Genomic DNA, 9114 nt, shown 5'->3' with positions numbered 1-9114 from the left:
CACTCCCTGCCGAGTTCGTCAGTCGCACCTGACGAACTCGGCACCAGCTGACGAACTCGCGGGCCGGGCCGGGCCGTGCCGGGGGGCGGCCGGGGCAGCGGGGCGTCGGTGCGGTCGTCCCTGGCCGTCCCAGCCTGCGGGGCGGGGCGCGGGGTCCCGGGCGCGCGGTGCGACACTGCACCCGTGACCGCCACGACCGACTCCGCCGTGCGTACCGACGACGTCGTGCACGCCCTGCGGTCCGCGCTGCGCGGCCACGTCGACGACTCGTCGCGCCGCCGCGCGGAGTACTCGACCGACGCGTCGAACTACCGGGTGGTGCCGCAGGTCGTCGCGTTCCCGCGGGACGTGGACGACGTGCTCGCGGCCGCGGAGGTGTCCCGGACGCTGGGCGTCCCGCTGACGTCGCGCGGCGGCGGGACGTCGGTCGCGGGCAACTCGGTCGGCACGGGGATCGTGCTCGACTTCTCGCGGCACGTGAACCGGGTGCTCGAGATCGACCCCGAGGCGCGCACCGCCCGCGTCGAGCCGGGCGTGATCATGGCGACCGTGCAGAAGGCGGCGGCCCCGCACGGCCTGCGGTTCGGCCCGGACCCGTCGACGTGGACCCGCGCGACCCTCGGCGGGATGATCGGCAACAACGCGTGCGGCCCCCGCGCGGTCGCCTACGGGCGGACCGCCGACAACGTGCTGGCGCTCGACGCGATCGACGGCACGGGCCGCCGGTTCGAGGCGCGCAGCGGCGCGGGCGCGCTCGACGCGGTCCCCGGCCTGGACACGCTCGTGCGGGGCCACCTCGACGTCATCCGCACCGAGCTCGGCCGGTTCGGCCGGCAGGTGTCGGGGTACTCGCTCGAGCACCTGCTCCCCGAGCGCGGGACGGACCTGGCGAAGGCCCTGGTCGGCACCGAGGGCACCGTGGCCACCCTCCTCGGTGCGACCGTCCGGCTGGTCCCCGTCGCTGCGGCCCCCGTGCTCGTGGTGCTCGGCTACCCCGACATGCCGACGGCCGCCGACGCCGTCCCCGCGCTGCTCGCGCACGGCCCGCTCGCGATCGAGGGCATGGACTCGCGCCTGGTCGACGTCGTGCGCCGCGTCAAGGGCGCCGCGGCCGTGCCGGACCTGCCCCCGGGCGGCGGCTGGCTCATGGTCGAGGTCGGCGGCGACACCCTGGACGAGGCCCTGGACCGGGCCCGCGCGCTCGCGGCCGACGCCGCCACCACCGCGGTCGGCCTGTTCCCGCCGGGACCCGAGGCCGTCGCGATGTGGCGGATCCGCGAGGACGGCGCGGGCCTCGGCGGGCGCACCCCGTCGGGCGAGCAGGCGTGGCCGGGCTTCGAGGACTCCGCCGTCCCGCCCGAGCGGCTCGGCGCGTACCTGCGCGAGCTCGAGGCGCTCATGGCGACGCACCGGGTCGACGGTCTGGCGTACGGGCACTTCGGCGACGGGTGCGTGCACCTGCGGCTCGACGTCCCGCTCGAGCGCTCGGGCGACCCGCTGCGCGCCTTCATGACGGACGCCGCGCACCTCGTCGCGTCGCACGGCGGCTCGCTGTCGGGCGAGCACGGCGACGGCCGGGCCCGCTCGGAGCTGCTGCCCGTCATGTACTCGGAGCGCGCGATCGACCTGTTCGCCGCGTTCAAGGACCTGCTCGACCCGCGCGACCTGCTCAACCCCGGCGTGCTGGTCCGCCCGCGCCCGCTCGACGCGGACCTGCGCCGCCCCGCCGCGCAGTCCCTGCTGGCCGGCAGCGGCTTCGCCTTCGCGCACGACGCGGGCGACTTCACGACGGCCGTGCACCGCTGCGTCGGGGTCGGCAAGTGCCGGGCGGACGGCCGCGAGACCGGCTCGTTCATGTGCCCGTCGTACCTCGCGACGAAGGACGAGAAGGACTCGACCCGCGGCCGCGCGCGCGTGCTGCAGGAGATGGCGAACGGCGCGCTCGTCGACCGCGGCTGGACGTCGCCCGAGGTGCACGACGTCCTCGACCTGTGCCTGTCCTGCAAGGCGTGCTCGTCGGACTGCCCCGCGGGCGTCGACATGGCGCAGTACAAGTCCGAGGTGCTGCACCGCACGTACTCCGGTCGGCTGCGGCCCGTGAACCACTACGCGCTCGGCTGGCTGCCGCGGTGGGCACGGCTCATCACCGCGGTCCCCGGGGTCTCCTCGCTGGTCAACGCGGTCCTCGGTGTTCGCCCGATCGCCAAGGCCGTGCTCGCCGCGGGGGGCATGGACACCCGCCGGAAGATGGTCACGTTCGCGCGCACGCCGTTCCGCGCGTGGGCCCGGCACGGCGCGGGCGACGCGGTCACGGTCACGTCGGGCGCGGGGTGGAAGGAGCGGACGTCGACGGACGGACCGCGCTCCGGCGCCGCGCCGCTCGACGACGGGTCGACGGCCGGGTCGGTCGCGGCGCAGACCCGTCCGCCGGTGCTGCTGTGGGTCGACTCGTTCAGCGACACGCTCTCGCCGTCCGTCGCGCACGCCGCCGTCAAGGTCCTGCGCGCCGCCGGGTACGAGGTGCTCGTCCCCGAGCACGACGCGTGCTGCGGCCTCACCTGGATCAGCACGGGCCAGCTCGACGGTGCCCGCACGCAGCTCACGCACCTGCTCGAGGTCCTCGGCCCGTTCGCCGTCAACGGTGTGCCCATCGTCGGGCTCGAGCCGTCCTGCACCGCGGTCCTGCGCAGCGACCTGCGCGACCTGCTGCCCGACGACCCGCGCGCGGTGGCCGTCGCCCGCGAGACGCGCACCCTCGCCGAGCTGCTCACCGCCCCCGCCCCGATCGGCCCCGGCGACCGCTGGACCGTGCCCGACCTGTCCGACGTCACCGCCGTCGTCCAGCCGCACTGCCACCACCACTCGGTCATGACGTGGACGCCCGACCGCCGCCTGCTCACCGACGCGGGCGCCCAGTTCTCCGCGCTCGCGGGCTGCTGCGGCCTCGCCGGGAACTTCGGCATGGAGAAGGGCCACTACGACGTGTCCGTCGCGGTCGCCGAGAACAGCCTGCTGCCCGCGCTGCGCGACGCCGCCCCCGGAGACGTCTACCTGGCCGACGGCTACTCGTGCCGCACCCAGGCCGACCAGCTCGCAGGCGTCCAGGGCCTCCACCTCGCGGAGCTCCTCGCCTCCCGCCTCTGAGGTCGGCGCCGGGGGCGGGGACCGGTCCGCCGCGACGCCGTCGAGCCGGGTCGCCCGGCCGGCCGGACCGTCGGGTCGTCTGCCGCGGCTCGCGTCAGGCCGTCGGTTCGACGTCGGCGACCGTGTAGCACTCCTCGTCGTCGATCCCGGGCGAGGGGTCGAACGTGACCGCCGTCGGCACGCCCGCGTCGTCGAACGTCGCCTCGGGCACGGTGCTCGCGTCGGTGTCGACGATGCGGTCGAGCAGCGTGGCGATCGTCGGGACCTCGGCCGTGAGGTCCTGCGCCTCGCCCGCGATGCGCCGCCCGACCTCGTCGAGCCCCTCGACGGCCGTGACCGCACCGTCGGCCACCGTCACCCGGTACGACCCGATGAGCAGCCGCTCGCCGCACGACGACGTGAGCGCGAACGCGTAGGAGTCGACCCCCTCGTCGGCCCACCGCTCCGCGGCCTGCGCCGCCCCGGGCACCGGGCCGGACGGTGGCTCGTCACCGCAGCCGCTCAGGACCGCCACGAGCACGGACGCACCCACGACCGTGGCTCCCGCACTCGCCCACGCCCGCAGCGGTACCCGCATGAGCCGAGCCTACGGACGTCGACGTCTCCGCAGGCGCGGTTCGCCGCGCGGATCGCACCGACGACCGGGGCCGTCGGACGCTCGGACGCAGCGCCCGTCACCCGCGATGTCGACGCGGCTGGGTCAGGCCGGTCGGCGGCGCTCCCGCGGGCGCCTGCGGGGCACGAGCACGACGACCGCGTCGCCCGCCGCGCTCGTCCAGACACCCACCGGGTGACCCGTCGCGAGCCGAGGCAGCGCCCAGACGTGGGACGTCAGCGGCCACGTCCCACCGACGCCGGGTCGGTCCCACGCCCGCGGCACCACCGACCACCGCCGACCGGAGCCGTCGACCGCCACGACGGTCTGCCCGACCCACGGCACGTCCCCACCCGCCACGAACCGGCCGGTCGCCCGGCACCCGCCGTCGTCCAGCCCGCGGACCGCGGCCTGGCGTGCGCGCACGACGCTCCGCTCGCGTGCTCCGACCACCATCTCGCCGGTGACGCCGACGGCGACGAACGCGACGACCGGCACCCATCCCGCGTCGAAGCCCGCAGTGACGAACCACGCGATCCAGGTCCACGCGGCGATGGAGACGCCGTGCGCCAGCCAGGCGACGGGCGCAGGTCCGACGGCGAGGTTGCGGAGCACCAACCCCACGAAGAAGGCGACGGCGCCGACGACTGCGACGGTCGGCGTCGCGGCGTCGGCCCCGAGCGCGAGGACCGGGGCGAGCCCGGCCACGGCCCCCGCCGGAACGACCCAGACGGGCTCGGGTGCCATCCGCCGCGCGAGGTCGGACGGCACCGTGAAGGTGGCCGTCCAGTCGTCGACCATCACGTACGGCACGGGCGCGCCGCCCGGCCCGGGGGTCGGGGCGTCGGCGGGCGCTCGTCGGAGGGCAGGCACGCGCCGATGGTGACGGACGGGTCGACCTCCGTCCACGAGCGGCACCCGGACGGCCGCAGCAGCCGGTCCGGCTGGACACGTGGCGCGGTCCCGTCCAAGGTGGCGGCATGCTCGTCGCCTTCTCCGTCGCCCCGCTCGGTGCGGGTGAGTCCGTCACGCAGGCCGTCGCCGACGCCGTCCGGATCGTCCGCGAGTCCGGGCTGCCGAACCGGACCGACGCGATGTTCACCACGATCGAGGGGGAGTGGGACGAGGTGATGGACGTCGTGAAGCGCGCGACCGAGGCCGTCGGCCGGCACGGTCACCGCGTCAGCCTCGTGCTCAAGGCCGACATCCGCCCCGGCCGCTCGGGCGAGCTCACGGGCAAGGTCGAGCGGGTCGAGGCGGCGCTCGCGCAGGACTGACGCGCGCGCCCGGAAGCCCGCCACGCCCCCGCGTCAGAGGCGCTGCCGAACCCGGACGGATGCCCACCACTCGGACGAGTGACCAAGAACGCACCGGGAGAAACCGCGCGGGAGGGCCGAAACACGCCGCACCACCCGTTCGACGGGCTGACGAGCCAGCCCGGCTGTGGGAAAGTGTGGACGCACGCACATCCGGTCGGGGGTGTGCGCGCGATCTACGGGGCAGGCGGTCGGCCGCTGCGTGCCCAGGAAGGCCGGGACCGCGATGCCCATCTTCGAGCTCGACGAGGGGCGGCCGCGCCTCGTCCAGCCGATGCAGCCCCTCGCGGGGTCGTTCGCGCAGGAGTGCTCCGCGGTCCTCACCCACCACCTGTCCGCCGTCGCGGGCGAGCCGCTGTTCGCGGTCCGCTGGCGGGCCAGCGCTGCCGACCACGCCGACCTCCCCGAGCTCCTCGCCCTCGACGCCACGGGCCGTCCCGTCGTCGTCGAGGTCGTGCAGGTCGTCGACGACGACGCCGTCGTCGCGTCCCTGCGCCACGCGGGCGCCGCGGGCCGCATGACCACCACCGACCTGGCCCGTGCCTACCACGCCGACCCGAGCCGCTTCGGCGTCGACTTCGCCGCGTTCCGCGAGCAGGTCGCGGGCGGCACCGTCGCGAGCCGCCGCGAGGGCGTGCGGCTCGTGATCCTGTGCTCCGAGGTCGCCGCCGAGGCCACCGACACCCTCGGCTTCCTGCGCGGTCCCGGCCGGCAGGTCGACGTGCTGCAGGTCGGCGTCGTGCGCGGCGTGGACGACTCGCGCCTGCTCGACGTGTCGCCGCTCGCGATCCACGAGGGCTCGCGCCGACCTGTGGAGCCGACGGCGCTGCGGCTCGTGCGCTCGTCCGAGGCGTTCGCGACGGCGATGGCGTACGAGGCCGAGCGCACCAACCGCGGCACGCGGCCCATGACGGGTGAGCTCCGCTCGGTGACCCCGCCGCCGCGCCCGACGCCGCCCCCGCCGACGCCCATCGCGCGCCGCACGACCGTCACGGAGCCGACGCCCCTGCCGTTCGGCCCCGCGCGCGAGCCCAGGAACCAGAGCCGGCCCGGCGCGCCGTCGAACGTCAACCCGCCGACCCGCGCGACGCCGGCGACCACCACGACGGGCCCGGCGCCCATGACGCTCACGCCGATCTACGGCCTGCGGACCGCGTCCGAGCAGCAGATCCGCCCGCGCACCGCCGCGGAGCCGCCGCAGGTCGACGGGCCGCGCCCGTTCCTCCCGGGCGACGCGCCGCTGCGCCCGGCCGAGGCGCCGCCGCGCGACGGGTCGACCGCACCCACGGCCGTCACGGCACCTCCGGCCGCGCCGGCGACGCCCGCCGCGCCTCCGACCACGGGCACGCCCGACGAGGACGGCCGGACGGTGGCCGACGGCTCCGCGGCGGGTGCGCCGACGGCGCTCGCGCCCGCGGCGAACCCCCTGAGCCCGGCCAACCTCGTGCCGCCCATGACGGCCGTGCCCCCGACCGCGCCGGTCACGCCCGAGTCGTCGCTGGTGGCGTACCGGCTCGACGTCGCCCGCGAGAAGGACGCCGTCACCGCTCCGACCGCGGTGCTCGACCCCGCGGGCCTCGACGAGCCGGCCGCGGCGCCCGCGTTCGACGAGCCGCTCCCCGAGCTCGCGATCCTCGCGAAGCGTCGCCGGGTCATCACGACGCTGGTGTGGGTGCGTGAGCGTCGCGGGCAGCGGTTCGAGGCCATGCTGCGGCCCGACGGGTTCGTCGAGCTCGAGGACGGCGAGGTGTTCGCCGACCCGGACGAGGCGGCGGCCGCGGTCATCGGCGTGGACTACGCGGTCGACGGGTGGCGCGCGTGGCGGCTGGGCGACGGCGGTCCGACGCTCGCGGAGGCTGCGGGCGTCGAGCGCCCGTACTGACCGCACCCGTCGCCGCCTCGCTCGGCGCGGGGCGTCGGGTCAGCCCCAGCCGTAGGCGGCCGTCCAGCGGTCGAGCTCGGCGTAGAACCGGGTGCGCACCGGCGCGGGTGACAGGGTGAGGTCGTGCAGGCCGCCGGCGATGCGCACGACCGTCACGAGCGGCCCCAGCTGGACGGCCCGGCGCGCGATCAGCTCGACGTCCAGCACGACGTCCGCGGAGCGCATGTCCTCGCTCCAGCGCGGGCTGATGACGGTGCGCGACGACGCGAGCGTGAGGATCGGTGCGGTCACGTGCAGCCCGCGCGCGACGGTCGCGTGACCGGCGATGATCGCGCGCAGCCACCCGGCCCGCACGGGGAACGACGGCACGGGCCGCCAGTGCAGGTCGTACGTCCACTCGCCGCCGCTGCTCGCCGACAGCGTCCGCGCGTAGTAGCCGGGGTCGACGTTCGGCAGCGGCGCCTTCGGCTGGAAGCGGGCGAGCTGCGCGATGGCCGGTCCGCTCACGTGCCGCACGACGGACGACCCCTGCAGCTCGAGCCACGGTGAGTTCAGGACGAGGCCGTCGAGCTCACCGGGGTGCCGGTCGGCCCACAGCGCGGTGACCAGGCCGCCCGTCGAGTGCCCCATGACCATGACGCGCCCGTACGCGCCGACGTCGGCCCGCACGACGTCGAGCGCGGCCTCGATCTCCTCGTCGTACGTCGCGAGGTCGTCGACGTATCCGGGCGTCTGCCACGGCCGCAGCGACCGCCCGTACTTGCGCAGGTCGAGCGCGTAGAACGCGGCCCCGCGCGCGTGCCAGTGCTCGGCGAGACCCGTCTGGAAGAAGTAGTCGGACCAGCCGTGCACGTAGAGGACGGCGCGCGACGGGCGGACGGGCTCGTCCACGGGCGGGGAGTACCGGACGAGGCTCGCGACGACGGCGCCCTCGTCGTCGGGTCGCAGGTCGAGCGTGCGGACGCGGTAGTCGTCACCGAGGACGTCGGGCGCCCACTCGCTCACGTGTGCCTCCCGTCGTCAGGGCTCGAGGACGATCTTGCCGAACTGGTCCCCGGCCGCAAGGCGGCCCAGCGCGTCCGCGGCCCGGACCAGCGGGAACGTCGAGTCGACGAGGGGGCGCACGCCGGTGCGCGCGAGGAACGCGAGCAGGTGCTGCAGGTCGTCGCGGCTGCCCATCGTGGTGCCGAGCACCGAGATCTCCTGGAAGAAGATCCGCTGGAGCTCGGCGGGCTCGGCGTCGCCGCTCGTGGCACCCGCGACGACGATCGTGCCGCCCGGGCGCACCGAGCGCACCGAGTGCGACCACGTCGCGCGCCCGACGGACTCCAGGACCAGGTCGACGCGGGGGACGCGCGCACCGGTCTCGACCGCCGCCGTCGCCCCGAGCGCGAGCGCCCGCTCCCGGCGCTCGGCCGACCGCGACGTCACGACGACGTCCAGCCCGGCGGCCGCCCCGAGCACGACCGCCGCGGTCGCGAGCCCGCCGCCCGCACCCTGCACGAGCACGCGCTGGCCCGGCGTCGCGCGGCCCGTCGTGAACAGCATCCGGTACGCCGTGAGCCACGCCGTCGGCAGGCACGCGGCCTCGACGAACGACAGCTCGGCGGGCTTGTCGACGAGGTTCCACGACGGCACCGCGACCTGCTCCGCGAGCGTGCCCGGGTACCGCTCCGACAGCAGCGACCGCGGCTCGTCCTGCCCGGCGACCCCGCCGATCACGCCGTGCACGACGACCTCGCGCCCGTCGGCCGTGACGCCCGCCGCGTCGGTCCCGAGGACCATCGGCAGCTGCTGCTCGCGCAGCCCGACGCCGCGCAGCGACCACAGGTCGTGGTGGTTGAGCGCCGCGGCCCGCACGTCGACGACCGTCCAGCCGTCGCGAGCCTGCGGCGCGGGCTGCTCGCCGACCTCCAGCGCGGCCAGGGGGTCGTCGGGGGAGAAGCGGGCGGCGTAGGCGGCGATCACCCGGCCACCGTAGCGACCACCTCCGTCCGGCCGTGCACCTCAGGACACGCACCGGCCCCGCCGCCCCACGCGCACGCCCGATCGGACCTCCCACAGCACCTGCGCGGACACCCAGGCCGCGTCGCGCGCCTTGTCGATCGAGAAGTTCGTGACGAGGTCGGCGAACGGCGAGAGGGCGCCCGCGTGCTGCCCGACGCACGCGTCGAGGA

The 9114-nt window shown here is 76.3% G+C and carries 8 protein-coding genes; 3 read left to right on the top strand and 5 right to left on the bottom strand.

Translation table 11 applies throughout. The annotated features are described in order from the left end of the window. Positions 1-183 precede the first annotated feature (183 nt). Positions 184-3144, top strand: coding sequence for an FAD-binding and (Fe-S)-binding domain-containing protein (locus OMK64_RS19330; protein WP_272729986.1), 2961 nt, complete (start codon positions 184-186; stop codon positions 3142-3144). A gap of 94 nt (positions 3145-3238) precedes the next feature. Here the strand turns inward: OMK64_RS19330 and OMK64_RS19325 are convergent, their stop codons facing one another. Further along, a complete protein-coding gene (locus tag OMK64_RS19325) occupies positions 3239-3721 on the bottom strand; it encodes a DUF6174 domain-containing protein (protein WP_272729985.1) in 483 nt (160 codons plus the stop codon). Positions 3722-3844: 123 nt separating this feature from the next. Beyond that, positions 3845-4612 (bottom strand): hypothetical protein, encoded by a 768-nt coding sequence (locus tag OMK64_RS19320; protein WP_272729984.1) that lies wholly within the window; start codon positions 4610-4612, stop codon positions 3845-3847. A 107-nt stretch (positions 4613-4719) separates the two neighbouring features. Between OMK64_RS19320 and OMK64_RS19315 the strand changes: the two genes are divergently transcribed. Next, positions 4720-5016 carry an MTH1187 family thiamine-binding protein gene (locus OMK64_RS19315; protein WP_272729983.1) on the top strand — a complete coding sequence of 99 codons (297 nt, stop codon included), beginning with the start codon at positions 4720-4722 and terminating at the stop codon, positions 5014-5016. A 265-nt stretch (positions 5017-5281) separates the two neighbouring features. Further along, complete coding sequence (locus OMK64_RS19310; RefSeq protein ID WP_272729982.1) at positions 5282-6937, top strand: restriction system modified-DNA reader domain-containing protein; 1656 nt, start codon at positions 5282-5284, stop codon at positions 6935-6937. A 39-nt stretch (positions 6938-6976) separates the two neighbouring features. Here OMK64_RS19310 and OMK64_RS19305 read toward each other — a convergent pair whose 3' ends face one another. The 3 genes from OMK64_RS19305 to OMK64_RS19295 all read right to left on the bottom strand — a co-directional run. After that, positions 6977-7942 (bottom strand): alpha/beta hydrolase, encoded by a 966-nt coding sequence (locus tag OMK64_RS19305; protein WP_272729981.1) that lies wholly within the window; start codon positions 7940-7942, stop codon positions 6977-6979. Between the two features lie 15 nt (positions 7943-7957). Continuing rightward, positions 7958-8905 carry a zinc-binding dehydrogenase gene (locus OMK64_RS19300; protein ID WP_272729980.1) on the bottom strand — a complete coding sequence of 316 codons (948 nt, stop codon included), beginning with the start codon at positions 8903-8905 and terminating at the stop codon, positions 7958-7960. A 39-nt stretch (positions 8906-8944) separates the two neighbouring features. Continuing rightward, positions 8945-9114, bottom strand: a 170-nt coding sequence (locus tag OMK64_RS19295) for a DUF5995 family protein (protein ID WP_272729987.1), incomplete at its 5' end; no start/stop codon positions are given.

Origin of the sequence: Cellulomonas fimi (assembly GCF_028527925.1) — a bacterium.
GTDB classification, from domain to species: Bacteria; Actinomycetota; Actinomycetes; order Actinomycetales; family Cellulomonadaceae; genus Cellulomonas; species Cellulomonas fimi_C.
This window is presented reverse-complemented; position numbering and strand designations above follow the sequence as displayed.

Excerpts from the sequence above, each read along its gene's own strand:
- OMK64_RS19325 (WP_272729985.1), bottom strand. The coding sequence starts at position 3,721 with ATGCGGGTACCGCTGCGGGCGTGGGCGAGTGCGGGAGCCACGGTCGTG.
- OMK64_RS19315 (WP_272729983.1), top strand. The coding sequence starts at position 4,720 with ATGCTCGTCGCCTTCTCCGTCGCCCCGCTCGGTGCGGGTGAGTCCGTC.
- OMK64_RS19310 (WP_272729982.1), top strand. The coding sequence starts at position 5,282 with ATGCCCATCTTCGAGCTCGACGAGGGGCGGCCGCGCCTCGTCCAGCCG.